Origin of the sequence: Secundilactobacillus odoratitofui DSM 19909 = JCM 15043, assembly GCF_001434895.1 — a bacterium.
Taxonomy (GTDB): Bacteria; Bacillota; Bacilli; order Lactobacillales; family Lactobacillaceae; genus Secundilactobacillus; species Secundilactobacillus odoratitofui.
The window spans coordinates 564,826-588,750 of the sequence record NZ_AZEE01000027.1 but is presented as its reverse complement, the minus strand read 5'-3'; the positions used below and the strand labels follow the sequence as shown (position 1 = coordinate 588,750).

General features: G+C 45.3%; 23 protein-coding genes. 18 read left to right on the top strand and 5 right to left on the bottom strand.

Annotation, left to right across the window (positions count from 1 at the left end; translation table 11 throughout):
• Window positions 1-137: 137 nt before the first annotated feature.
• The 15 genes from folB to FD04_RS04915 all read left to right on the top strand — a co-directional run bounded on the left by folB (window position 138) and on the right by FD04_RS04915 (window position 12,866).
• The gene (folB, locus tag FD04_RS04985; protein WP_056947464.1) at window positions 138-503 is read left to right on the top strand and encodes a dihydroneopterin aldolase; all 366 of its coding nucleotides are present in this window, start codon (window positions 138-140) and stop codon (window positions 501-503) included.
• Window positions 496-1,002 (top strand): 2-amino-4-hydroxy-6-hydroxymethyldihydropteridine diphosphokinase, encoded by a 507-nt coding sequence (gene folK / locus FD04_RS04980; protein WP_156660398.1) that lies wholly within the window; start codon window positions 496-498, stop codon window positions 1,000-1,002. Before folB ends, folK begins: the two co-directional genes overlap by 8 nt.
• The gene (folE, locus tag FD04_RS04975) at window positions 992-1,561 is read left to right on the top strand and encodes a GTP cyclohydrolase I FolE (protein ID WP_056947462.1); all 570 of its coding nucleotides are present in this window, start codon (window positions 992-994) and stop codon (window positions 1,559-1,561) included. Before folK ends, folE begins: the two co-directional genes overlap by 11 nt.
• Window positions 1,562-1,566: 5 nt before the next feature.
• On the top strand, window positions 1,567-2,889 hold the full coding sequence (locus FD04_RS04970) for a bifunctional folylpolyglutamate synthase/dihydrofolate synthase (RefSeq protein ID WP_056947460.1): 1,323 nt from the start codon (window positions 1,567-1,569) through the stop codon (window positions 2,887-2,889).
• A complete protein-coding gene (locus tag FD04_RS04965) occupies window positions 2,886-3,470 on the top strand; it encodes a non-canonical purine NTP pyrophosphatase (RefSeq protein WP_054698900.1) in 585 nt (194 codons plus the stop codon). Before FD04_RS04970 ends, FD04_RS04965 begins: the two co-directional genes overlap by 4 nt.
• Before the next feature lie 6 nt (window positions 3,471-3,476).
• A complete protein-coding gene (gene folP / locus FD04_RS04960) occupies window positions 3,477-4,622 on the top strand; it encodes a dihydropteroate synthase (RefSeq protein ID WP_056947458.1) in 1,146 nt (381 codons plus the stop codon).
• 381 nt (window positions 4,623-5,003) lie between these two features.
• Window positions 5,004-5,324, top strand: coding sequence for a chorismate mutase (locus FD04_RS04955; RefSeq protein WP_056947456.1), 321 nt, complete (start codon window positions 5,004-5,006; stop codon window positions 5,322-5,324).
• Between the two features lie 29 nt (window positions 5,325-5,353).
• On the top strand, window positions 5,354-6,520 hold the full coding sequence (gene aroC / locus FD04_RS04950) for a chorismate synthase (RefSeq protein WP_056947454.1): 1,167 nt from the start codon (window positions 5,354-5,356) through the stop codon (window positions 6,518-6,520).
• Window positions 6,521-6,546: 26 nt separating this feature from the next.
• Window positions 6,547-7,833 carry a 3-phosphoshikimate 1-carboxyvinyltransferase gene (gene aroA, locus FD04_RS04945; RefSeq protein ID WP_056947452.1) on the top strand — a complete coding sequence of 429 codons (1,287 nt, stop codon included), beginning with the start codon at window positions 6,547-6,549 and terminating at the stop codon, window positions 7,831-7,833.
• A gap of 14 nt (window positions 7,834-7,847) precedes the next feature.
• A complete protein-coding gene (locus FD04_RS04940) occupies window positions 7,848-8,714 on the top strand; it encodes a prephenate dehydrogenase (RefSeq protein ID WP_056947450.1) in 867 nt (288 codons plus the stop codon).
• Complete coding sequence (locus FD04_RS04935) at window positions 8,711-9,238, top strand: shikimate kinase (protein ID WP_054698904.1); 528 nt, start codon at window positions 8,711-8,713, stop codon at window positions 9,236-9,238. The genes FD04_RS04940 and FD04_RS04935 overlap by 4 nt, the downstream gene beginning before the upstream one ends.
• Before the next feature lie 30 nt (window positions 9,239-9,268).
• Window positions 9,269-9,520: a hypothetical protein gene (locus FD04_RS04930; RefSeq protein WP_056947448.1), complete on the top strand. Its 252-nt coding sequence runs from the start codon at window positions 9,269-9,271 to the stop codon at window positions 9,518-9,520.
• 238 nt (window positions 9,521-9,758) lie between these two features.
• Window positions 9,759-10,538 carry an Ig-like domain-containing protein gene (locus tag FD04_RS04925; RefSeq protein WP_056947446.1) on the top strand — a complete coding sequence of 260 codons (780 nt, stop codon included), beginning with the start codon at window positions 9,759-9,761 and terminating at the stop codon, window positions 10,536-10,538.
• A gap of 142 nt (window positions 10,539-10,680) precedes the next feature.
• Complete coding sequence (locus tag FD04_RS04920) at window positions 10,681-11,703, top strand: zinc-binding alcohol dehydrogenase family protein (RefSeq protein WP_056947444.1); 1,023 nt, start codon at window positions 10,681-10,683, stop codon at window positions 11,701-11,703.
• Between the two features lie 11 nt (window positions 11,704-11,714).
• Window positions 11,715-12,866, top strand: a complete 1,152-nt coding sequence (locus FD04_RS04915; protein ID WP_056947511.1) for an MDR family MFS transporter — start codon at window positions 11,715-11,717, stop codon at window positions 12,864-12,866.
• Window positions 12,867-13,034: 168 nt separating this feature from the next.
• On the opposite strand, the gene FD04_RS04910 is transcribed toward FD04_RS04915, so the two are convergent.
• The 3 genes from FD04_RS04910 to nrdI form a co-directional block, all read right to left on the bottom strand.
• On the bottom strand, window positions 13,035-17,225 hold the full coding sequence (locus FD04_RS04910; protein ID WP_056947442.1) for a mucin-binding protein: 4,191 nt from the start codon (window positions 17,223-17,225) through the stop codon (window positions 13,035-13,037).
• 277 nt (window positions 17,226-17,502) lie between these two features.
• On the bottom strand, window positions 17,503-18,264 hold the full coding sequence (locus tag FD04_RS04905; protein ID WP_054698917.1) for a nitroreductase family protein: 762 nt from the start codon (window positions 18,262-18,264) through the stop codon (window positions 17,503-17,505).
• Window positions 18,265-18,275: 11 nt separating this feature from the next.
• A complete protein-coding gene (gene nrdI / locus FD04_RS04900; RefSeq protein ID WP_056947440.1) occupies window positions 18,276-18,743 on the bottom strand; it encodes a class Ib ribonucleoside-diphosphate reductase assembly flavoprotein NrdI in 468 nt (155 codons plus the stop codon).
• Window positions 18,744-19,061: 318 nt separating this feature from the next.
• On the opposite strand from nrdI, the gene FD04_RS04895 reads away from it, so the two are divergent.
• A complete protein-coding gene (locus FD04_RS04895) occupies window positions 19,062-19,649 on the top strand; it encodes a TetR/AcrR family transcriptional regulator (RefSeq protein WP_056947438.1) in 588 nt (195 codons plus the stop codon).
• Here the strand turns inward: FD04_RS04895 and FD04_RS04890 are convergent, their stop codons facing one another.
• Entirely contained in the window at window positions 19,650-20,267 is a 618-nt protein-coding gene (locus FD04_RS04890; RefSeq protein ID WP_054698923.1) for a LysE/ArgO family amino acid transporter, read from the bottom strand.
• Window positions 20,268-20,303: 36 nt separating this feature from the next.
• On the opposite strand from FD04_RS04890, the gene FD04_RS04885 reads away from it, so the two are divergent.
• Both FD04_RS04885 and FD04_RS04880 read left to right on the top strand, forming a co-directional pair.
• Entirely contained in the window at window positions 20,304-21,752 is a 1,449-nt protein-coding gene (locus FD04_RS04885; RefSeq protein ID WP_235805647.1) for an aminotransferase-like domain-containing protein, read from the top strand.
• A 161-nt stretch (window positions 21,753-21,913) separates the two neighbouring features.
• Window positions 21,914-22,429: a helix-turn-helix domain-containing protein gene (locus tag FD04_RS04880; protein ID WP_054698925.1), complete on the top strand. Its 516-nt coding sequence runs from the start codon at window positions 21,914-21,916 to the stop codon at window positions 22,427-22,429.
• 51 nt (window positions 22,430-22,480) lie between these two features.
• Here FD04_RS04880 and FD04_RS04875 read toward each other — a convergent pair whose 3' ends face one another.
• Entirely contained in the window at window positions 22,481-23,851 is a 1,371-nt protein-coding gene (locus tag FD04_RS04875; RefSeq protein WP_056947507.1) for a hemolysin family protein, read from the bottom strand.
• Window positions 23,852-23,925 lie beyond the last annotated feature (74 nt).

Below are 23,925 nucleotides of genomic sequence, written 5' to 3'. Positions count from 1 at the left end.
AACCTAGTTTACCAAATTTCATGGGTTTCAGGTTAATATTCTAGTGACTATTTTGGTATGATTAACCATGAGTCTGTAAACGATGTTAAAATAGAACAAATTTAAGTCCAATCGACTTTTTGGGGAGGAATGCCACCATGGGCGTTATTCGAATTCATAATTTAAAGTTTCATACATTTAATGGGGTATTTCCAGAAGAACGGAAAAATGGTCAACAACTTGCCATCGATGTGGCGTTGAACTATCCAATTGAAGCGCGGGTACAACACGATGATTTGGACGAGACGATTAGTTACGCAGATGTGAATAAGACGATCGATCAGTTTGTACATACACATTCTTATAAGTTAATTGAGTCGTTAGCCAACGAGTTATTAAAGACGTTGTTAGCTAATTTTCCAATGGCGACGAGCATTACACTCAAAATTCGTAAATACAGTGTGCCGATGCCCGGAATCTTCGATGATGTGGAGATTGAAGTGGCAGGTGAGCAGCGTGAGTGATCGAGTTTATTTAAGCATTGGTTCTAACATCGGGGATCGACTCGAAAACCTTAATCAGGCTGTTGCGTATTTAAGACAACGAGCTGATGTTCAAATTGTTCGCGTGTCGTCGGTTTATGAAACGCAGCCCTGGGGCAATTTAAATCAGGCTAATTTCTATAATATTGCGGTGTCATTAACCACTTCACTGACGCCAACGGCGCTGTTAGACGTGTTACATCGTGCAGAACAGCTAGGACACCGGCAGCGGCTCGAACACTGGGGACCACGGACGATTGATTTAGACATCGTGTACTGGGGAACACAACGTATCGAGACGCCGACCTTAACCGTCCCACACCCACGGGCTCAGGCACGTAATTTTGTTTTGTTACCGGTTCAAGAAATTGCTGGTGATGATGACGGTGTGTTAAAGCTAGTCGAAGCTGCCTTAAAAACCAAACAAGATACCAGTTGGATCAGAAAAGTAGAAGGGGTCTTGATAGACAATGATAAATGAAGCAAATCAACAAAAAATTGAACAGGCCGTTAAAATGATTTTGGAGGCCGTGGGTGAAGACCCAAAACGAGAAGGGTTAATTGAAACACCGGCCCGGGTAGCACGGATGTATGGTGAAGTGTTCTCTTCTGTGAACGCACCAGCTTTTGATAACTACAAACTGTTTCCGGTTGATGAAACGACGGAAATGGTACTGATCAAAGACATTCCCTTCTATTCAATGTGTGAACATCATTTGTTACCATTCTTCGGTCAGGTTCACGTCGCCTATATTCCGGATCAAAAACGGGTGATGGGATTGAGCAAAATTCCACGCTTGGTGAACTACTGTGCGAAGCGACCTAACGTCCAAGAACGACTGACGGTTAACATTGCCAAGGAACTGACTCGAATCTTGGATCCCAAGGGAATTGCCGTCTCAATTTCAGCACGGCACATGTGTATGGAGATGCGGGGCGTTGAAAAAACGGGTAGTCTGACTGAAACGAGTTACTACACGGGTAGTTTTAAAACTGATCAAGATCTAAAACGCGAATTTTTACAACGAATTAACGGGTGATTAATGTGAATCAACAAGCAGTTCATCAATTATATCAACAGCTCATTGAACAGTTTAACCAGGCACGCTTAGTTGGGGATACCAACCGCGTGCCTTTATTGAAAAAGATTGTGGCCGCTCTTGGTCATCCTGATCAAGGCTACCACGTTATTCATATTGCGGGAACGAACGGCAAAGGGTCCACTGGCGCCATGCTTAGCGCAATTTTAGAACAACAAGGTTATCAAGTGGGTCGTTTTAATAGTCCGGCCATTTTAAATGATCGAGAGCAGATTCAATTTAATCACCAATGGATCAGTGAGGCTGAATTTTTAGATAGTTATGCTGAAATTCTGCCGGTGGTTAAGCGATTGGGACTAGCGTCGACAGATATTTCGATTTTTGAGTGGCAGTTTTTAATTAGTCTGATTTGGTATCAAAACCAGCGAGCGGACTATGTGATTTTAGAGGCCGGTCTGGGTGGCTTAACGGATGCGACCAACGCTATTAGTGCACCGCAACTCACGATTTTTACTAAAATTGCCATGGATCATATGCAAATTTTGGGCGACACGCTAACTAAAATCGCAACGCAGAAGGCTAAAATTACAAAACCGGGAACGACGGTCGTGACATTGCACGATCAAGCGCCGGCGGCAATGACGGTGCTCCAATCGGAAGCGACAAAGCAGGGTGTGAAGTTTGTTGCGCCGGTGGTTGAGACAACCATTTTGTCGCGACAACCGGGGCAGATGACAGTCAGCGTTCACAGCGCAGCGTTCGATTGGCCAAGCGTGACGCTCAAACTCAGTGGTGATTTTCAAGCGCAAAACTTAGCGTTGGTACTGACTGCGGTTTCGGTTCTACGTCATCAACACGTTAGTCTGACGGATTCAGCAGTACTGACTGGGTTAACGCAAGTGTCACTACCAGATCGGTTTGCCGTTGTGGCGCAAACACCGCTCACAATAGTTGATGTGGCGCATAATCCGGATGGTATGGCGGCCCTAACTGCTAGCTTAGGCGCATTCAGACAAGGGCGTCCGGTTACTTGGATCGTTGGTTTTTTGGCCGATAAAGCGGTGTCTGAAATGCTGACGATGCTATTACCACTGGCAAATCAAGTCTTGACGGTGACGCCGGCTAATCCAGCGAGAGCACTCCCAGCGCAGCAGCTCACCCAACAAATTCAAGCACTATCACCACAAACGACAGTGATGACGATGAACAGTATGGCAGCCGCTGTGACGCAGGCAAAAGCAGATCTACCAGCAGATGGTATGATCATGGTTGCAGGTTCTTTTTACGTCGCCCGTGAACTCGCCGAGATGATGGAGGCCGAACGATGACAGATTGGTTAATTGCGTCAAATAATGCCTTTAAAACAGCCGATCTCATCAAATGCCTAGCGTTTTATGGGATTCAGGCGCAACCGTATACCAACGTGCTTAGTCCAGTTACCTTTCCCAGCGAAACCACAACAAGTTACGAGACTAATGCTTTGACGAAGGCTCAGTTTTTAGCCAAAATAACGTCATGTGGGGTCATTGCAGATGATAGTGGTATCGAGATTCCGGCGTTGGGTACGCACCTTGGTGTGACCACTAAACGGGAGCTACACCAAGATGTTGCTCACAGTGACAACCAGACGATTTTGTTGGCAATGGCAGGTCAAGCCGACCGTCGTGCTACGATGGTCAGTACGCTGGCGGCGGTGCAGCCCAATCAACCGGCAATTGTTGTGACCGGTCGGGTAACTGGTCAGATTGCCCAAACAAGCCGCGGTGACTATTCGACCGGTTTTGACAAATTATTTCAATTAGATCATCAGCAATCGACGTTAGCGCAGCTGCCTGATGAACAACGTTTGCCATTGACACATCGTGGCCGCGCCGCGCACCAACTTGCGCAGCAATTGAAGGGAGAATAGACTGACATGCAAGTAACTGAAGTGACAACCCAATTTGAATTTGCCCCTGATTTACAAAGTCACGCCCTATATCAACTGGCACAACGCCAGCGGTTAATGATTCTTCAATTTGAACAATTAACGACTAAGCAGCAAGAGGCGTTACTGTTTCGGTTGAACCAGCTTGATGCCGTCGTGATGAACGAAGGCGAGACGGTGACCGCCCTGTTGACAATTCCGGCCGTCAAGTTACTGAGTACCCATTGTCAAGCTTGGTTTGACTCGACTGATCAGGAACAGCAGGTATTCAATCAAATTTTAAAGACCCATTCTTTAAACTGGCAAGCTGGCGATCATCAATTTAAGCTACGTGATACTGAGATGATTTACGGTATTATGAACATTACGCCCGACTCGTTTTATGACGGTGGTCGGTATACAACCATGGATGCAGTCCTTGCTCACGTTGAGCAAATGTTAACAGCGGGGGCCGATGTTATCGAAGTCAATGGTCAAACGACCCGACCCGGTTATACTGAAATTACGCCAGAGTTAGAAATTGAACGGACAATTCCGTATATCAAGGCCATTACGAGTCGTTTTCCAGAGGCTGTTTTAGCGATTGATACCTATAAAGCTCCCGTCATGAGCGAAGCCATTGACGCTGGTGTTGCGATTATTAACGATGTGAATAGTTTTGCGGATGATCCGGCCAAACTAACACTGATGGCACAGTCTAACGTTGGCTTATTGACGATGTTGAACGGCCGGCAGTTTGATTTTGGCGTGATGACTGCTGAATCGCATTCGTTTTTCGAGCAAAATATTCAAATGTTGGTCGATGCTGGAATTGATTTTGAACGAATCGCAATTGATCAAGGTCTTGGTTACGCTGACAGCAAGGTTAACAACGATGATCAAGATTATGTGATTATGAATAACGTTGATCAGTTTAACGACCTTAACCGCCCGATGATGGTGGCTGTGTCACGTAAAGGTTATATGGGAACGTTACTTGGTTTAAAGAAGGATGAGCGCTTGCCAATGACCTTGGTGAGTGAAGTCGCCATGATTCAAAAGGGCGGTAAAATCATTCGAGTCCATGACGTTGAAGAAACCCGCCAGATGGTGACATTATTGGATCGAATTAATAACGGCTACTGGCTGAAGTAATATCAAGTGGCGTTAGTGTGACACTAGTTAAAAACTGTCTTTATTAAATTCAAAACATTAAAAATGAATTAAACGTTGACGGATTAAAATTAATATGTTTTAATGATTACAACATTTAACGAGAAAGGATCAATGACCATGACGACTCAGTTAACCCAAGTTAATGCGTATTGGTACGGCTATTACTTTAGTTAGCGTCCGCAGTAATGATGCGGACGCCGAAACATCGCGTTCGCGTCTAAAGCAGAGCCGTTACTTGTCATGGCCAGCTAGACGTGAAGTTCTAGCTGTGCTACCCATTGATTCGATAGAAGTCGACTCAAGCCAGCTAGATTTGTCTAGCTGGCTTTTTTCGTACCTAAAACCTAAGGAGTGACCAACATGATGGTATCACAAGATGAAACAGAAAAAGGCGCGTGGCAACCCAATCAATTAGCAGCTGCCCGCCAACAAATTAATCAAATCGATGAACAACTTGTTGACCTGTTGACGCAACGTTTTGAGGCCGTGATTCAAGTTAATCAAGCTAAGCAGACTGCTCATATACCGGTTATGGATCAGGGACGAGAAGATCAAGTTCTGGACCGGGTCGCACAATCAGACCCTAATCCGGCTACGCGAGCTTATATGCAAGATATCTTTAAAACCATCATGAAAAATTCGCGTGCTTATCAAGCACAACTTAAAAAAGACGATCATTAGGCAAGCTAAATAAGAGAGGAAGACAAACGATGAACTACTTAACAGCAGGTGAGTCACACGGACCACAATTAACGGGGATTATTGAAGGCCTACCAGCCGGATTAACGCTCGATATCGATGCCATCAACGCACAGTTAGCTGCCCGGCAAGGCGGTTATGGTCGTGGCAGTCGCCAACAAATTGAACACGACCAAGTGACGATCGTTGGTGGCGTTCGTCACAAGAAGACGATGGGGTCACCAATCGCGTTAGTCGTGAATAATCGAGACCACGCTCACTGGGGTAAAATCATGGACCCAGTAGCGGAGGAAACGGCTGAGAATTCACTGCGAACAGTTGAGCGACCAAGACCAGGACACGCTGATTTGGTTGGTGGTATGAAATATAATCACCGTGACTTGCGCAATGTTTTGGAACGTTCGAGTGCCAGAGAAACGGCGATGAGAGTGGCAATCGGGGCAATTGCGAAACAGTTTTTGCAACAACTTGATATTGAATTAGTCGGTTATGTTCAACAAATTGGGGCCGTTAATGCAGATTCAAAGGCACCATTAGACGTTCAAAAGATTAACGAAGTTATTACCAATAATGATTTGCGTATTGTTGAACCTGAGAAAGTTGATGAAATCCATACTTTGATCGATCAGACTAAAAAGGACGGCGATACCCTTGGCGGTATTATCCGAGTGGTTGCTACGAACGTACCTGCTGGTTTAGGCAGCTACATCAGTTGGGATACCAAGTTAGATGCCAAACTTGCCGGTGCAGTCATGGGTATGAACGCCATGAAGGGTGTCGAAATTGGTGATGGGTTCAAAGCCGCAACTAGTTTTGGTAGCCAAGTCATGGATGAGATCGATTGGCATGAAGGTGAAGGATTTACCCGGCAGTCAGATCACTTAGGTGGCTTTGAAGGTGGGATGACTAACGGGATGCCAATTATTGTCAAAGCGGCCATGAAACCAATTCCAACGTTGTATAAGCCACTTCAAAGCGTTGATGTTCAGACCAAAGAAGTGAAGAAGGCCAGCGTTGAACGTTCAGATACCACAGCCATCGTACCAGCTTCGATCGTCATTGAAAGTCTGGTGGCGATTGAATTAGCCAAGGCAATTATGGATACCTTTGATGCTAGTAATATGGAACGTTTAAAGGCTCAACTGAAGGATTACCGAGAAGAATTAAAGCACTACTAAACTACAAATGGATGGAGGCGCACCAGATGAAGACACTTAAAGGAAAACCAACGGGAGGCTTGCACGGTACGCTTGTCGTTCCTGGCGATAAAAGCATCTCACACCGTGGCATCATGCTGGGGGCCATCAGTGAAGGCACAACTAAACTTAGTCACTTCTTAACTTCAGCTGACTGTTTATCAACGCTAGCGGCGTTTCAGCAACTGGGTGTTCCAATTGAACGAGTTGGGACCAACGTCACGATTCAAGGTGTTGGGCTACACGGCTTACACGCTAGCGGACAACCGCTTGATATGGGAAATTCTGGCACAACAACGCGACTCATTATGGGCTTACTTGCCGGCCAGAACTTCGATACTACTCTGATAGGCGATCAATCCCTTTCAAAGCGGCCGATGCGTCGGGTGAGTGAACCACTAGCTCGAATGGGCGCCACGATTGAAACAACTGATGGGCATTTACCCGTTACAATCAAGGGCCGGCGATTACGTGCGACACATTACCAATTGAAAGTGGCCAGCGCACAAGTGAAGAGTGCCATGATTTTAGCGGCGTTACAGGCAACTGAACCAAGTACGTTAACAGAGCTATTACCAACGCGTGATCACACAGAGCGGATGTTAACGGCGTTTGGCGGTCAAATTAACACTGCAGCGGACGGCGTTACGATTACGGTTCAACCACAACCGCATTTATTCGGACAAACCATGACGGTGCCCGGAGATATGTCCTCAGCGGCATTTTTCATTACGGCAGCTAGCTTAGTACCAGGGTCGACTATTACGCTGAAAGACGTTGGGTTAAATAAAACTCGGACTGGTTTACTAGACATTTTGCGGCGAATGGGCGGTAAAGTCACGATTAGCACTGAGCCAACTAACGGTGAACCGATTGGGGACTTAACCGTTCAATCAGCTGACTTGAAACCAATTGAAATTGGCAAAGACGATATTCCAGCTGTGATTGATGAATTGCCGCTAGTGGCGTTACTTGCAGCTAAGGCTAATGGTGTTAGCAGAATCACCGGTGCTGAAGAATTACGGGTGAAAGAGACGGATCGCATCAGTGCTATTGTGACCGAGTTTAAAAAACTTGGGATTGCCATTGAGGAACTACCAGACGGTTTCGTTATCGATGGTCGCAAGCCTTGGCGGGTTACTGATCCGAATCTAGATGCGCATGATGACCACCGGATTGGGATGGTACTTGGAATCGCGGCGTTGTTGGTGGATACACCAGTAACGTTGACCGGTGCTGAAAGTGTTGGTATTTCATATCCGGCCTTCTTTGATGATTTAGACAAACTACTTTAACGAGGTGATGTGATGTGACAACGGTACTGATTAGCGGATTAGGATTAATTGGCAGTTCATTGGCACGGGTGATGCGGCAAAGTGATGAACCAATCACAATTATTGGTGACGACCCTAACGATGATACCAGTCAGTTTTTGCTGGATCAGCAGGTAATTGATGAACGTGGCACACTGGTAAATGCAGCCAAGCGTGCTGATTTAATTATCCTGGCTGGTCCTGTCTCAGTCATCGTGAACCAGTTGCAGCAATTAACGCAGGTGACCTTGAAACCAGACGTGTTGGTGACGGATGTTGGGAGTACTAAGACACAGGTTATGCAAGCATCTAAGACGTTGCAACACCGTGGCATCGCCTTTATGGGCGGTCACCCGATGGCCGGTTCACACGAATCGGGTGGGCGTGCAGGTCGTCAGAATTTATTTAATGGCGCCACATATTTTCTAGTCAACGGGTCACAGACCGCGACACAAGTTGAGCGGTTTGAACATCTCTTGCAGGCAGCCCAATTATCATGGGTTACAGTTACAGCAGAGGCGCATGATCAGTTGGTGAGTGAAATCAGTCATGTCCCACACGTGTTAGCTGCTAACCTAGTTAATACGGCGGCCCACCAATTAGCACACGATCCAGTTGGCCTTAATGCCGCCGCGGGTGGTTTTAAGAGTACGACAAGAATCGCAGGCGCGGATCCAACTATGTGGACCGCAATTATGATGAGTAATGCAGACGCAATCAGTACGCAACTTGATACATACATTGAGCAGTTAGAGCAGATTAAACAAGCCATTAAGACACAAGATCAAGACGCAATTTATCAATTTTTTGACCGGGCGCAGACAACGCGCCAACGATTAGAGTCCAAGGGGGATTTACAATGAAAGCAATTTTAGTTGGCTTCATGGGCAGCGGAAAAACAACGGTTGGCCAGTTATTAGCAAAACGGTTACGGACCACACACCGTGACCTCGACAACGTGATTGTTGAGCGGGCAGGCAAAAGCATTCAACGCATTTTTGACGAGGATGGTGAGTTAGCCTTTCGACAGATGGAACACGATGTTTTAGCTGATGCACTGCAACATACACAAGGCATCCTCTCTACTGGCGGTGGCACACCCATTCAACCCGCTAATTATGAGTTGTTACGTGAAAGCGATGTCCCGGTGATTTTACTGAACGTTAAACCAGAAACGATTATGGTTAGGCTAGCAGGTGACAACCAACGGCCATTAGTTAAGGAACTTGGCTTCGACGGGTTAGTTGGACTTAAATCTGAACGGGATTCGCGGTATCATGGTGTGAGTGATGTTGAAATTGATACCGATGAGTTAACACCAGAAGCTGTCGTTGATATGATTCTTGATCTAGCACAGCTTAGGCAAAAACGGCGACACGTCGGATAGTCATTATTTTTGAGATAGGTGGCCTGAATCGTGGAACTGATTGATATTCCCTTACGAAAACTGGATAAGATGATCAGTCAGCGTTACCGCGATGGCACGGGAATTAAGTACCGCGTGACGAAGAGCCCCTTTCGGACCAATCAGTATGGTGTGCATTTGGAACTGGTTGACGCGGATCGAAAAGTGTATCAAAAAATTGAAGTATATTTTCAACCTGATCAAATGATGTCGGAGCCGTTTATGGCTAACGGCCGTGAGTACCGATTGATTTTACGAACCTAACTGAATGTAAAAACGTGAGTTAACTAGTTGTTTCAATTAGTTAGCTCATTTTTATTGCGCGACCCTGAGGCGGCAAACAGTCGTTAACCATCGACCATCAGAGCAATCCGGCAATCATTAAAAAGTCATAAAACTTGGCTTATTTACTTTGTCCGTCACCGGATAGTGCGTTATACTCGATGTTGCGAATAAGATCCGTGGGTAAGACCATGGATGATATAGAAGGAGAGACACTCATATGAAAAAATTGGCCGTATTAACAGCCAGCTTGATTGCAGCATTTAGCCTGATGGGGCTTGGTGTTGTGAACCAAACCAAAGCATCAGCAAGCACAACCGTTGCAGCTGGTAGCCCAAGCTTATCAGTTAACAAGATTTACACGACGACAACTAAGGTTACCGGTAAGGCAACCAAGGGTGTTAAGGTGATCGTGGAGTCTTCTAAGAAGAAGGCCTTAGCTAGTGCCACGGCATCAAAGACCACTGGTGCATACAGCGTTAAGCTGCCAGCTAAGCAAAAGGCTGGTACGAAGCTTTACGTTTACGCCAAGAACACCAAGACTGGTCGTTACTTCTACCGTATCATTACGGTTCAAAAGAAGACTACGACCACTTCAACTAAGAAGACGACAACGTCAAAAACAACTAAGAGCAGTTCATCAAGCAAAAAGTCAACCAGCGCAAGCTTTAAAGTTAGCACACCAACTGGGACTTGGAACTCAACCAGCTCAAAGGGTTACAAAATGAAGTTTGTCTTCAGCCAAAAGACTGGCTTGAATGAATACGTGATCAAAGGTAAGAAGACTGCCCACGTCTTGAAGAACGCCACTTACAGCGTTACACCAAAGACCACAACTTTCTGGAAGATCAACGTTAAGGCCAAGGACGGCAAGAAGTCGACCTTCTACATGCGCTTTACAGCTAAGAACAAGTTCGTCTTAGTTAACAGCAAGAACCAGAAGATTAAGACTTCCGTTGGTAAGGCACCCGCTGCTTATTACACGTTTAAATTAGCTTAATTTAGCCTCAATTCTTAAAACCGTTGCCAAGTGGTGACGGCTTTTTTATTTTGAGCTTTTTGATCGCGTCGTCTCTCACAACTTGCGTACGCTCTAACCTCTGTTACAATGTGCTTAAGAGACAAAATTGGAGGCGAGCATCATGACAACTATGAAAGCAATCGGCGCAACTGAAGATCAACAGTTAGTCGATTTGGTAGTGACTAAACCAAGTGCCAGTTCAAATCAAATTTTGGTACAAGTGAGTTCGGTTTCGGTCAATCCAGTTGATACGAAATTAAAAGAGGGCGTTACTGCTCAAACCGCACCTAAGATTCTAGGCTATGACGCGGTTGGCACGGTGGTAGAAACTGGTAAAGAGGTCACCAAATTTAAAGTTGGCGACCGGGTTTACTACGCTGGTTCAACGCAAGTGCCAGGTGCGAATGCGCAATATCAGTTAGTTGACGAACGGCTGGCAAGTTTAGCGCCACGGACACTAACTGATGCACAAACAGCGGCGATGCCTTTGACGACGTTAACGGCTTATGAACTGCTGTTTGAAAAATTACAATTTGTTGGTAAGGCGAACCAAAATCAAAAAAAGACGCTACTCATTATTAATGGTGCGGGTGGTGTCGGCTCAATCATGGCACAGCTAGCACACTGGGCAGGCATTACCGTACTGGCCACTAGTAGCCCCAAAAACTTTGACTGGTTGAAACAAAATCAAGTTGATTATCCGTTAGATTATCATGATGACTTATTAGCACAGATTCATGACCTTGGGTATCAATCAGTTGATGCAGTGGCTATTTTATATGCACCTGAGGCCTATTTTGATTTGGCAGCAGAACTGGTCGCACCATTCGGTCACATTGGTTCAATTGTGGGTAGCCCAGCAGCTCTACCCCTTTACAAGATTAAAAATAAGGCGGCTAGCTTTGATTGGGAGTACATGTTTGCTAAATCAGACGCCGTTTATCACGTTAATACTCAAGGTAAGATTTTACAGTTGGTTGCACGGTTACTTGACCAGGGCGTGTTGACGTCAACACTCACACAAACTATGACGGCGGGAATCAACGCAGCTAGTTTGACCGAAGCTCATGCCGCTGTGAGCTCTGGTAAGGTGCATGGCAAACTAGTTTTGACGGGTGACTTTAACGCGGTGGTAGAAAGTTGAGACTCACAAAGATGATTGCAACCAAGCAACGAATTCGGTTACCATCACTCTTTATTGCAACACTAATGTTGAACGCAGGAGCGGCCTTCATGTGGCCGCTAACGACGGTTTATATGAACAAGCAACTGGGCGAGTCATTGACTACGGCAGGAATCGTGTTACTGATTATGTCGTTATTGATGATGGTTGGTAATTACGTTGGTGGTATTTTATTTGATCGCTGGTCACCTTATAAAACGGGAATTTTGGGTGCCGGCCTGTCATTAGCGGCAATGATCACGTTAATCTGGTACCATGATTGGCCAATATTTGCAATCTTGCTCTTTATCGTTGGTTTTGGTGATGGGATTAGTTTAACGGTCGGTAATTCATTTGCAGCTACCATTACGCACAAATCAACGCGGCAGGTCTTTAACTTGATGTATATTGGCCTCAATGTTGGTGTCGTGATTGGGACGCTGCTTGTGGGTTACTTAATGGATTTCGGGGTCACCGTAGTCTTTACAGTGACAACGTTCTGCTATATTTTGTTGTTTGTTTTGATGGTAACTGAATTTAAAGTTGATATTAATCAACAACATAGCGAACGAAAAAATGGCGGTGCAGTGCCAAAGGTGAATTTGCAGGTCATCTGGTTGATCTGCTTGATGGTTTTTACCATCTACGCAAGTTATTCGCTTTGGGAGAGTGTACTGTCAGTTCATATGACGAATTTACACATCGCGTTTAAAGACTACAGCCTGTTGTGGACGTTAAATGGCTTCTTGATTGTCTTCGGGCAGCCAGTGATGAACCGTCTGTTTGCTAGTCGAAAATTATCAACTCAAATTGGTCTCGGTGTGACGATTTTTGCTATTTCGTTCTTCTTACTGATTTTTGCGAGTCAATACAGTGCTTTTGTCATCATTATGGTGATTCTAACCGTTGGTGAAATGATCGGCTTCCCAGGTCTACCAGCATGGATCGACGGTTTAGCCGCAAATGGTCGTAAGGGGAAGTACCAAGGGATGTACAACGTGGCTATCTCACTGGGAAGAGCGGTGGGACCGCTATTTGGTGGTCTGATGATCGACTACTTCAGCTATCGCGCGCTGTTTCTGACAGTGACACTGGCAATGCTCATTACAATGGGACTGGTGTTGGGAAGAAATCGGGCGAGATAAGGTGCAGAACCAAGTCTCTGCTTGGTGTTGTCTGATTAAACTAAATAAAATAGTGAGTCTTATAAAAATAAGCCGCCAGCAGATTGCCTGATCATGCAGACAATCTGTTGGCGACTTATTTATTCTATAACGTTAAAGCCTTACTTGGTAAATTGAAATGCCGTACTATTATTCACCGTGCTGTTTTTTGAATCCGTAACTCAAGACACCCATTTCGGCTAACAATGCCATTCCAATTACCACCATTGGCACACTGCTTTGTTCACTGGTTTGTGGTAATTGAGTCACTTTTGGACTGTTACTTTGATTAGTCTGATTGACGGTATCGTTAGCTACAGTGACTGATGCTATCTGTGTGGTCCCACTGGCGGACTTATCGGCTATTACTGTATTACTAGACTTATCATCCGGAGTATTAGTTTTACCATCTGGCACCGTTGTTTGATTTTCGTCGGTCTCTGGTGTCGTCACTGTGGTCTCACTGGTTGGGGTTGGTGTTACCGGCGTCACATTAGTTGGCGTATCGTTATCACTACTTGGAGTGGTTACGTCATTAGGCGTTATTGTTCCCCCATCGTTTCCACTTGGCGTCGTTGTAGTGTCGGATGCATCTTTTTTATAGGTAACCGTGTACGTTTGACTTGCTGTATCATAACTGACAGTTTGGGTTACACTGACTTCTGCTGGGGCATTGACTACTGTGTAACCTGTGATAGTAGGTGTAACTTGAAAGCCAAGTGTTGCAAATTCTGGCGAGTAACTCACAGCTCCAGTAACTGGATCAGTTGACTCAGTGATCGTTACGGTATCTGTAAAGTCAGGCGCCACTTGATTGCCCGCTTCATCAACGTAGTGAACGGTCTTTGTAATTGTCTTGGTGGTCGTTTTCGCTTCATCTTTCGCGTATACGATCGTGTACGCAACGTCATTAGCATCAAACGTTGCTGTTTGAGTTGCAGCAGCCTCAGGGTCATTTTGAATCACAGTATATCCTTTAAATGTCGGATTAGCTTGACCAGCTAATTGATCATCCTTTGAACTAAACGTTGCTTGATCTGTCGCCGCATCCACTGACTTTGTAATCACCGCCGTGTCCGTAAAGTCTGGCGCAAGTTGATTGCCATCTGCATCGACATAGTGAACGGTCTTAGTAATGGTCTTGGTGGTTTTGGTTGGCGCATCTTTCAAGTATGCCGTGTACGTATCAATATCCTTACTATCAAATGTGACTTTTTGATCTGTCGTAGCATCTTCCCATTCAATGTAGACGGTGTAGCCCTTTATTGCTGGGTTAGGATTGCCAGCCAAAATATCATCGGTTGTTGTATAGGTCGCCTCACCAGTCGCAGCATCAATTGACTGAGTGATCACTGCTGTATCTGTAAAATCAGGGGCCAGTTCATTCATATCCATATCATAATAATGGACGGTTTTAGTAATGGTTTTAGTGGTTACACGCGGCGCATCTTTAATATAATACACTGTTGTCACAGCGCCATCGACCTGTGAAATTCGTGGCGTCTGTCCTGGAACCAGTACATAGCCAGTAATTTGGGGAAGGTTGGTAATGTCATCTCCCGGTTGCCCTGTCACTTTAGTGGCACTATTTCCTGGAATTGGCTGACCAGTGGTATCTGTCGGTGTCACCAAGGTTGAGATTTCTGGAGCTGCTACCGTCACATTAAAGTTCTGAACGGTATCTGTTAGATCATCGTAAATGGCGCCTGAAGTAGTTTCGTCAGTCACAACAGTGTAGTTGGGTAAGGACTTAGCGACGTAATCGGCTGTATCAAACTGAATGGCCGTGTTAGAGTCACCATTTAATAACTCGATTGCAATTGTTTTTCCAGTGACATCTTTGTAGCTGACCGTTGCGTACTGATTGGTAATTGCTGGTGTGACGTAGATGCTAATTGTCTTGAGATCTGGCCCATACGTTAAGATCATCTTATTGTTCACAATGCCATCTTGTCCGGGTACAACAACGTATCCCGTTGGCGCAATTACAGGGTAAGCAAGCTGTGCTTGATACTCACCGGTTAACTTTTCAGTTTGCCCGACCACTTCCCCCGTGGTTTGGTCAACATATTGTACGGCAACTGGGTAAGATAAAATGGTGTACGTATAGCTGATGGTGTAACTAAAATCACCACCAGCTTGGTTTAATACCGAAGTGACTAATTGGAGAATTGTATGGCTATCGTCCCAAAGGGTATCAAGATTAATCACTTTGGCTGCGGCGTAATACCCCGTTACTTGAGCAGTTACTACAGGTACCATTACGTCATCAGTTTTCCAGTCACCATAACTGGTATACTCAGATGCTGGCGCACCTTGTGCTTTCAACGCTTCATCAATGACAGCATCTCGATAGAACGTTAAATCTTGCGTAATCGGACCGGTTGGCCGAATTTGGTCACTCGTCAGTGTCGTACCAATTGTACTTGCATTAATAATAATTGTCGCTACTCGTTTTTGCGTTTGTGTCGTCGCATCTTTACCACTAACCGTTGTCAGTGTATGCTTCACATTGACGGTATAGTTTGCCGTTTCAGCATCGAAAGTCAGTGACTTTGGTAAGTTATCGCTAACGTAGGTATACCCCTTGGCTGCAAGAGTTGCCAAGTCGGCGGTAGTGGTATAGTCGCTGGTTGAGTTCAGTGCACCACTTGTCTTAGCGGTAAGCACCGTCCCGTCAGTGGCATCGACGTAGCTAATGTTAATCACGGGGTCAGCAACCACGTATACCGTGAAGGTTGTTCCGGATGCACCAATAACCGGTGCCACTGGTTGTGTATAGCTGCCAAGTTCATCGCCCGTTGCGTAGTGGTAACCAGTTGGCAATTCAGTGGTAAAGTCAATGGTGTCGCCAAGTTCTCCGCTAACAGTGCTTTCGGTTACTTTTACGCCTGTTGAAGCATCGACTAGGTTCACGCTATTCGAAAGGTCCTGAGCCCATACGTAAGTAGCAACGCCGGCAGCGGTAGTACCGTTGTACAGTGCAATTAAATCGGCTGCAGTAAGTCGTGTACCCTCCGGTGCGCTCGCAGTTCCTGCACCAACAGCCTGCCAAAGTGCAGCAACTGTGACGTTCGTAATGCCATCATTGGCGACCGCTGTCCCAGCAGCCGGTGCATCTGGTAGATTCGTACCACTCATATTGACACCGGGGCCCAATGTCAGTTCAGACAAGCTCGTCATATTGCCAAGCATGTTGGCTCGATCCGTATCTGCTGCCACATTTTGCATGTTGAAGTTTGAAATATCCAGCGTGGCTAAGCCAGATTTAGCAAACATGTTACTCATAGCGGTTGCGTTCGATGTATCTAGTCCACTCACATCAAGTGTTTTTAGAGACTGAGTGTTATAAAACATATTGCTAAAAATTTTGGCTGAACTCGTATTCCAACCACTAATGTTTAAACTAGTAAGGTCCACATCGTTAGTAAACCAGCCCCCGAACCCATTAACACTGCTTACATCAAGATTATGCGCATCAATGGAGACCACATTCGCTAATTGGCCGAACATGCCTGCATAGTCGTTACCAGTAACATCAACCTTAACGCCTTCTTCGACATAAATAGACTTAATTGCAGCCTTGGCCGCTAGTCGTTGAACGGGTGTATCTAACACCCCAGCATGGATAGTCAATAAGCCGTTATCATCCAAATCATAGGTGGTACTGCCCAGTGTACCAGTCACAGTTGCAGCAACCTGCGTTACCTTTTGCGCCTGACCAGTTGAAAGGTAGGTTTGTGCTGCAGCTTTTTTAACCGCAGCGATGGTTGTTTCATCAGCTGTGCCTAAATTTTGAGTTGCCTTAGCAGTCTGGGTAACTGATGCAACCTTGGTTGATGGTTCAGCAGTAACGGACTGAGTAGTATCTGGTGTAGTCTCAACGTTCATGGTTGGTTGAGTAGCTTTAGCGGTTTGCTTAACCGTCGAACTTGGTTGAGTTGAGCTGGCATCGGTACTTGCAGTATCAGTTGCGGCACTCACACTGCTTGTGGTCGCAGTAGCAACTGTGGTGTTTTGAGCTGTTGGTTCAGTCGTGTCAGTCGATTTGGCGCTTTGAGTACCAGCGATTGAGGTCTTATCGGCCATTTTTACAGTTGTCGATGATGTACTGGTAGTCGTTGGTGTTGTAACTGTGGTTGTTGGTAGCGCAGTATCTGCTGTATCCGCACTGGCATTCAGCGTATTACTAATTGATGCAACGCCAAAAGCAGTGGTGGCGATACCGGCAACCACCCATAGCTTGCCGGCCTTATATAGCTTCTTGCGAACCGTGATTTTTTGCTCGTCGTGCTGTAATTTATTGATGGCCCGTTTTGTCTTATCTGTATTATTCCCCATGAGATAGTCCTCCTCCAAAATAGTTAATCCCATTAACTAATAACTTATCCCTCTATACAAATTTATAGTACTACTTGTGAATCACGATTTCTACAATATTTAGCACTTTGCATATACAACACATAAAACAGATCAGGATGAACTAGAGTTTCAATGAACTCCCCAAAATTATTGCACAACAAAAAGCGGCGGTTTAACGTAAGGACACTATAACCGGCCGCACTGAAATAAAAAGAGTACATATAATAAAAAAAGATTTACAGCAAGCAAACTTCAACTAAACTTCATGCGCTGAAACATCAAATCCCTGCTGTGAGATAACCTGAATCAACTCGGACCGAAGCTTTGGATCACGCGAAAGCTCTTGGACCATATGTTGACTAAAGTCAATCTGCTTGAGATGACTGTTACGGTGTTGGTAGTATTCGGCAACCCGTGCATCATAGCCCGAAAGCTGTTGGTTAAAATCGGTTGGTAACGCATACTGATTATCAAAATGCATTAAGGGTTGTGGCAGTCGTGGTTTTAAATCGGGGTTTTCAGCCGGGTGACCAATAGCAATGCCCAATAATGGAAAAGTCAGCGACGGCAAGTGGAGTAAGTCGATTACTGATTGCGCGTGGTTTAGGATGCTACCCATGATGGTGCTCCCTAGTCCTAAACTTTCGCCAGCCGTGACAATGGCTTCAGTGGCAATCGCGGCGTCAAAAGTACCAGCCAAAAACTTGTCAAATGAGTGCAGAATATCGGTATTCGCGTGGGCCGCCGTTGCAATCTGTAAGTTTCGATGTTGATCGGCGACCATCATAAAGTAGTGACCGCTCTTTTCTAGCCAATGATGACCACTGATGTTGCCAAGTTCATGTTTGATTACTGGGTCTGTGATGCTAATAATGCTATATTGTTGTGCAAACGTACTGGTTGCGGCATGTTGAGCCGCGTCAACTAAGGTATTAACCTCAGAAGATGAGAGTGGCTGTCCATCAAATTGACGGACGCTACGGTGTTGTCCAAGTAACGTTAAAATATCATTTGTCAAAAAAGTGCCTCCTATAAATCTAAAAACTGGACCCGTTCGACGAGTTTTTTGTAAACGCGAGCCTCGTCGGCAGGTACGCCACGCAACTCGTAGTCGTCGATAAAGGGTGCATCAAATTGGGCACAATAACGACGAGCAGTGAGACAATATTGTTCATTAAAGTTCTTATTGCCACTGCCGACGACGCCAATTAATTGCTTGGCGTTATCGTGGTAGTCAATGTATTCACCCATCACATTAGTCATCAGCTCTTTTACACCTGTATCGATGCCATTACCACCATCGAGGTAAGTTGGGACGAAGCAAAAATAGGGGCTGGTTTCATCAGCAAAGTCAGTCTGTTCTGAGATCTCGGTGGCTTTGATTTCAGGCAGTGCCTTGTTTTTAATGTGTTGCGCCATAGCATATCGGGTTAGATGCTCCACAAAGCTACGAGTGTTGCCTTCGATTGAAATAAATAAAATACGAATTGAGTCCATGATGTCTCCTCCAGATAAACGATAAATTGGTAGATGTTGTATTCTAGACGTTCGATATAAGCACGGATAGTGTTACAATTTATTGTAGCACGTTAAACGCAATCTAGGGGAACGAACGAAATGAACGTTTTGTAGTATCTGAGGATTTTAGAAAACTGGATGTCATGGAATAGATATATATATCGTTTGATTTTGACCGTTAGCAGGTCAATTAATGGACGAGATTTCATCAAAATGTTGGCATCAGCGTGAGTACACATCATAGCATTAGTGATATAATCAAGCTCAGCAACAAAGACATAGCAGAGGTGAGAGAGCATGACTGAGAAACAAGATTTGCGCGTCAGAAGGACAAATGAGCAAATTACGAAGGCCTTTTTTGTCTTACTGAAAGAAAAGGGCTTCAAGGCCATGACAGTACAAGACATTAGTAAACATGCACGAATTGGTCGGTCGACATTTTATAGTCACTATTACGATAAATATGACTTACTGGAAAAATTAGTGGCTGAGTATACCGATGTCTTTCGAGTCATTGTTGATCAGCGGTTTAGCATACATACACCAGAGATTGGCTCGAACACCGTTAAAGTTTTAATTTTAGCCCTAACCCAGTATCGTGAGATTTTGTTACAGCTGTTTGATATTCATACAGAAACAGCCGATTTGGAACGTAATTTCAAACAAATTTTACGGGAAACGGCGTATGATTATTTCCAGCGAGTTGAATTGCCAGATAAAATTCAGTTGCCGCTTGATTACTTGAGTGACCTGTACGCCAGCAACGTTATGCTGTTCTTGTTATGGCAGTTACGAAATGGTAAGAATGATTCGGTAATTCAGTTTGGTGACCGGCTGCAGGAATTCGTGTTGAACCCAGCCAATGGGCTAGATGGTAGTCTGTAGTTAGAAGAGTGCTAGCGCAAACTGACTGAGTAGTTTGATGGCGTAACCTAACATGACGACACCACAGATGCGATTGATCCAGGTTAAGACTTTTGCGTTCAGCTGAGATTTTAACAGGCTGACAATCGTGGTGAGGCCAGTGAACCAAATGAATGATGACAATGCGACACCGCTGACGAACAGGTCGCCCTTGACACCTGGCAGTGAAGCTCGAAACGCGCCAAGCAGCAGCGTGCCGTCTAGAATAGCTTGTGGATTTAGCCAGGCAATCGCGAAGGCGGCTGCGATTGCTTTACGGTAGTGGAACGTGGTTGGTGTCGCATCAACGTCAAGTGGCGTTGCGGATGAACGCATGAGTTGAACCCCAAGAACGGCTACAAAGCTACCACCACAAAGCCACAGTAGCATTTTTAACAATGGGACGGATGCTAAGAGCTGACCGACGCCAAAGAAGCAGGCCAGTGAGAGCGAAATATCAAACAAAATGACGATCATGGTGATCAAATAGGCGCGGCGCTTGGGTTGACCAAGCGCCGTGTTAATTACGTAGAGGTTTTGCATCCCAATGGGCGCAACGTACGCAATTCCGAACAGTAACCCTTTGAATAAATTTAACATGATAAAACTCCTTTAATAAAAGTGAAGGTAGGCGATATGGTGATTGAACTAAATTGGCAACCAGATTTAACGAGTAAAACACCAGTGTATCAGCAGCTCGTCAACATTTGTGTGCAGCATATTCAAGCAGGGGATTGGCCAATTGGTGCCCAGTTACCTTCGCAACGACAATTAGCAACCCAACTCAGTCTCAATCGGAGCACGATCAGTAAAGCAATGACGGTTTTACTGGACGACGGTGTTTTAACCACGGCATTTGGCGGTGGCACTCGCGTTGCCAGTAATAGTTGGTCAACGATGGTGCATCAGACCCCGGTTGACTGGCAACACTACATTGATGCTGGTGAATTCGTGGCTAATCAGCGGACCATTCAAACCATTAATGAGATCGAAACTCAGGCTAAAATCCGATTGAGTACGGGTGAAATTGGCCCTGACCTCTTTCCTAAGGCCCTGATGCAACGCGCGATGCGGGCTGCCACAGACAACCTGACGAATCTGAATTACTTGGCACCTCAAGGTTACCTACCATTACGACAGGTGCTTGCCAAGCGATTAGCCAGCTGGGGAATCGAAACAACCGCTGAGAACGTCCTGATTACCTCCGGCTCGCTGCAATCATTACAGTTAGTTGCGGTGTCACTACTTGCACAAGCGGCAACGGTGTACACCACACCCGTCAGTTATTTGAAATCGTTGCGGGTCTTACAGTCGGTGCAAGCTCAGTTTAAGTCCCTGCCAACGGATGGTGAAGGCTTGCAGTACTGGCATATCGCGCCTTCGACACACCAACGACTACTTTACGTCATCCCGACTTTTGATAATCCGACCGGACAAGTGATGAGCCAGCAACGACGCATCGATTTGATGAAGTACGCACAGGAACGCCAGCTACCAATTATTGAAGACAGTGCCTATCAAGATTTATGGCTAGAACAACGACCACCACAGCCGCTGAAGGCCTTGGATCAAGCGGGTAACGTCTTATACCTAGGGACCATCTCTAAGTCGCTGGCCCCGGGCATGCGTATCGGCTGGATCGTTGGTCCGCAGCCAATTATCAAACGGCTGGCAGATGTTAAAATGCAAACGGACTATGGGGCCAGCTCGTTATCACAGCTTGTGTTGACCTCGGTACTGAACGACCCAGCGTATGATCAATATTTGATGCACTTTCGTACGCAGTTAAAACGGCGTCGTGATCATGCGTTGATGGTGCTCACCCAGGAACTGGGCACACTAGCCAGCTGGACTACGCCAGCAGGTGGCTTTTACATTTGGCTGACGTTGCCGGACACCGTCTCTGTACAGCGATTATTTGATAGCGCTGCTGAACAGGGAATCTTACTTAATCCAGGGTCGGTTTATGGTCACGGTGCAAGCCATCAGATTCGGTTGTCGTATGCCTATGCGGATGAAGCAAGCTTCTCATTTGGCATCAAACAATTAGCCAAGCTGATTCAGGCACAACTTTCAAAGCAATAGGTCGATTGTACCGACTTTTGTTTGATTGAAGACCAGCCAAATGAAAATGAGTCACCCAACCAAAAACCGCAAATATGAGAATTTCTCATGTTTGCGGTTTTTGATATGGTATCCTGTTTTAGACGACGATAATTCAGATTTGTTTGATGGAGGAGAGTTTGATGCAAGGGTCCTTAGGGAAACGGTTGAAAGCAGCTCGCGAAAAGGCCGGTCTTTCGCAAAATGAGGCGGCAACGATTATTCATGTGTCCAGACAGTCGTTTTCAAAGTGGGAGAATGATCATGGTTATCCGGATCTCGATAATCTAGTATATATTAGTGATCTTTACGGCGTGACGGTGGATAGTCTTTTAAAAGGGTCAGTTGAAGACACGACGACCCAGGCGAATAAGACTCAACGAAAGACAACCAGCGTGAAATTATCGCCTAAATTATATCAAAATCGTGATGAGGGCCTTTTCCTGTTGGTGTTAGCGTTTGTGTCAGGGATAGTGCCACCAGTGGGTATCGTGTTACCCATCTATATTATGTGGCGCAACAATAAGTATAATAGTTTGTACAAGGTGATATATTTGGTGTCTGTGATTATGATTATTGTGAGTGTAATTGGGACAAGTGTCTACGTATCTGATAATTGGTTATCACCAACGCAGACCACGGTATATCGTGTAAAGTAGCAAGATTCTTAGAATAGAAAAAGCACTGGCGTTTATCGCCAGTGCTTTTGTTTAATCATCGTCTTCATCGGTTTTTGGTTCAGGTTCATGAACGGTAACTTCAAACCAGTTCACAAATGAATTTTCGTAATCGACGACTTTAAAGTCAAAGTTTTCAATCTTAATGACACTACCTTGCTTCAGGTTTGGATAGTTGTCCAACAGTGAGCCAGCCAACGTCACCACGTCATTGGTGTCGAATTCCTTGATGTCCGTATCAAAGTAACGTTCGAAATCATAGGTGGTCATCTTACCACTCACTTGGTAAGTGCCATTTGGCTGCTTAAAGATATCTTCGTTAGAGGCATCGTCAATTTCGTCGCGAACGGTACCGAAGAGTTCTTCGTAAATATCTTTATCGGTGATGATACCAGAAGTCCCACCGTATTCATCAACCACTACCACGATAGGCGTCCGTTTACGAATCATCTGTTGGAGTACTTCTGTGATTGGCGTCGATTCAGGCGTGGTCGAGATATTACGTAATAACTTGTCGATATGAATGGTGGGATCGACTTGTTGCTGTCGGATTAAGTCGTAGTTATAGACGTAACCCAAAATCTTATCCTTATCGCCATCGGCCACAACTGGTAAGCGGGAGAACTTCTCCTGCAGGTACATGTTAATGGCTTCCTTAACGTTAGCTGTAATATCGATCACAATCAACGCAGTTCGGTCGATCATGATATCTTTGGCAACCTTGTCGTTTAATTCAAAGGCACGTTGCATGTAAACGTAGTCGTTCTTTTCCAGCTCGCCGCCTTCAACGGCATTACGAGATAGGTTTAAAATTTCAGCTTGAGAGAAAACTTCATCGCTCTCATTGGCGACAGGTAAGCCCATCAACCGGACAACACCGTTAGCAGAGATGTTTAACAACCACACGAACGGGTAGAACATGATGTGGAAGTAGTGTAGCGGCGTTGTAATGTAGCGCATGACCTGCATTGGCATATCAATTGAGATATTCTTAGGCACGATTTCGGTGAAAACCACTTCCAAGTATGTCAGAAAGAGCACACCAAAAACGGCACCAATGATATGGGTGGTCGCACCACCCGGATTAGTATGTGTCACGTTGAGTAAATCAATTAAAATGGCAGACAGGGTTGATTCACCCAGCCAACCTAAAATGATTCCGGCAACCGAAACACCAACTTGGGTGGTTGAAAGGTACTCGTTTAGGTTTGTTACCATTTTTAAAGAGCGCTTTAGTCGATTTTTGGAGCCTTCACCTTTTTCCAAGGCCTCCTCAATCGCACTTGGTCGTGATTGGACCAAGGCAAATTCGCAGGCCACAAAGAAGGCCGCGAAGAAGAAAGTGATTAATATGACAATCAAATTGATAATTATCTGACCACTATCCAAGAATTCATTCCTCATTTCGTCATTTGTAATCAGTAGTAAGAGTCTACCAATCATTATACAGCTTCACTAGTGTTTTTTTAAGCGTTGAC

Excerpts from the sequence above, each read along its gene's own strand:
- FD04_RS04890 (WP_054698923.1), bottom strand. The coding sequence starts at position 20,267 with ATGTTAAATTTATTCAAAGGGTTACTGTTCGGAATTGCGTACGTTGCG.
- FD04_RS04915 (WP_056947511.1), top strand. The coding sequence starts at position 11,715 with ATGATTGCAACCAAGCAACGAATTCGGTTACCATCACTCTTTATTGCA.
- FD04_RS04965 (WP_054698900.1), top strand. The coding sequence starts at position 2,886 with ATGACAGATTGGTTAATTGCGTCAAATAATGCCTTTAAAACAGCCGAT.
- FD04_RS04910 (WP_056947442.1), bottom strand. The coding sequence starts at position 17,225 with ATGGGGAATAATACAGATAAGACAAAACGGGCCATCAATAAATTACAG.
- aroC (WP_056947454.1), top strand. The coding sequence starts at position 5,354 with ATGAACTACTTAACAGCAGGTGAGTCACACGGACCACAATTAACGGGG.
- FD04_RS04920 (WP_056947444.1), top strand. The coding sequence starts at position 10,681 with ATGACAACTATGAAAGCAATCGGCGCAACTGAAGATCAACAGTTAGTC.
- aroA (WP_056947452.1), top strand. The coding sequence starts at position 6,547 with ATGAAGACACTTAAAGGAAAACCAACGGGAGGCTTGCACGGTACGCTT.
- FD04_RS04925 (WP_056947446.1), top strand. The coding sequence starts at position 9,759 with ATGAAAAAATTGGCCGTATTAACAGCCAGCTTGATTGCAGCATTTAGC.
- FD04_RS04880 (WP_054698925.1), top strand. The coding sequence starts at position 21,914 with ATGCAAGGGTCCTTAGGGAAACGGTTGAAAGCAGCTCGCGAAAAGGCC.
- FD04_RS04935 (WP_054698904.1), top strand. The coding sequence starts at position 8,711 with ATGAAAGCAATTTTAGTTGGCTTCATGGGCAGCGGAAAAACAACGGTT.
- folE (WP_056947462.1), top strand. The coding sequence starts at position 992 with ATGATAAATGAAGCAAATCAACAAAAAATTGAACAGGCCGTTAAAATG.
- FD04_RS04955 (WP_056947456.1), top strand. The coding sequence starts at position 5,004 with ATGATGGTATCACAAGATGAAACAGAAAAAGGCGCGTGGCAACCCAAT.
- FD04_RS04875 (WP_056947507.1), bottom strand. The coding sequence starts at position 23,851 with ATGAGGAATGAATTCTTGGATAGTGGTCAGATAATTATCAATTTGATT.
- FD04_RS04895 (WP_056947438.1), top strand. The coding sequence starts at position 19,062 with ATGACTGAGAAACAAGATTTGCGCGTCAGAAGGACAAATGAGCAAATT.
- folB (WP_056947464.1), top strand. The coding sequence starts at position 138 with ATGGGCGTTATTCGAATTCATAATTTAAAGTTTCATACATTTAATGGG.
- folP (WP_056947458.1), top strand. The coding sequence starts at position 3,477 with ATGCAAGTAACTGAAGTGACAACCCAATTTGAATTTGCCCCTGATTTA.
- FD04_RS04885 (WP_235805647.1), top strand. The coding sequence starts at position 20,304 with ATGGTGATTGAACTAAATTGGCAACCAGATTTAACGAGTAAAACACCA.
- nrdI (WP_056947440.1), bottom strand. The coding sequence starts at position 18,743 with ATGGACTCAATTCGTATTTTATTTATTTCAATCGAAGGCAACACTCGT.